Source organism: Daeguia caeni, from assembly GCF_042653845.1.
In the GTDB taxonomy this organism is placed as follows: Bacteria; Pseudomonadota; Alphaproteobacteria; order Rhizobiales; family Rhizobiaceae; genus Brucella; species Brucella caeni.
On the sequence record NZ_JBHSEL010000069.1, the window covers coordinates 1 to 1,280 of the forward strand.

Sequence of the window (1,280 nt, forward strand, 5' to 3'; positions counted from 1 at the left end):
CAGTCGGCAATCCATGAATCACACTGGATTCCTTCGTGGAATCCTCAGGCCAATACCTGAGCCAATTCGTCCACACGGCCTAGTGCGCGAAATTCCATCACGCCAAATAACCATGTGTGTTAATATAATCACACAACCTATAATTTAAATAAAGCATTGGTTTCAGCTAATTGATTAAATTGAAAAAAAGAATACAAATATGAGAAACTTACCTAACAGATGCGGGAAATTTTAAATGAAAAAACTATGGTTGGCCAGCACGGCAATTATCAGTGCAAGCCTTTTCACGTCTGCAGCTTGGTCCGCACCATGTGCACCAAATTCCAATGGCACTTTCACATCCAATAACACTACCAATAATGGCGGGTGTTCGATTGCCTCGGTCGCAGCAACTATCGGAGACAATTCCATCTGGAACACGGGCTTTCTCCTGTACAGCCAGAACATCAACCGCACAATGACTATCGAGAACGATCTCACGACGACATTGAAGGGAAGCGGGGGAATTTCTGTCTATGGCACCGCGCCGACGGCATTCTCCACATTCGACGCGAGCGGCAGGACCATTAACCTGACCATCGAGAACCTGACGGCCAACGCATCTTTGCCGATAGGCGACAATATCGCAAAGGCGGGTGTCCACGTCAGCCATGGCGGAACCATGACGATAGGCAGTCTCAATCTTACGATGCTTAATCTGCCAAACGGGAACGACGGAAGCACGTTCGGCCTTGGCCAAAGGTTTGAACATTATGGCATTGTCGTTGGATCAACTGTAAATGCTGCGGAAACGTCGGCGTTCAACGGTTATCAGTCGAAAGCGATTTTCGACAATATGAACATTAAGATGCAGTCGACCAATAATGGATGGAATGTGTATCCTCTCCTAGCCGGCATAAGGGTTATTCAGGGCGCTGGAGGGAATTCCGGAAACGGGTCGGCTGGTTATGTCGAAGTCAAGAATGATCTGGCGATCGACATCAATGCGACATCCAATGACGCCATCGGAATTTATATTTCAGGTTCGGAGCATAACGGCGTTGTGCCAGAAGTTCACCTGAACAACAGCAATATCAAAATCAAAAGCACGTCCTCACGCGCCAATGCTATCCGGCTGGGCAAGACTGCGAGCATCGGTACCGGAGAAGGCAGGCTTTTTTCAACCGGCCATATGGAAATCGATACTCTTCAAGCGGCTTGTCCGTCGTCGAATGATTTGAGACTATTTGTGTTTTTGAAGATTGGAGTTTCCGGCTCGGTTTGGGGTTTGATTTAAGCGG

1 protein-coding gene is annotated in these 1,280 nt (G+C 47.7%); it reads left to right on the forward strand.

Annotated features, from left to right (window positions below):
• Positions 1-235: 235 nt before the first annotated feature.
• A complete protein-coding gene (locus tag ACFO1V_RS09430; protein WP_380075087.1) occupies positions 236-1,276 on the forward strand; it encodes a hypothetical protein in 1,041 nt (346 codons plus the stop codon).
• Positions 1,277-1,280 lie beyond the last annotated feature (4 nt).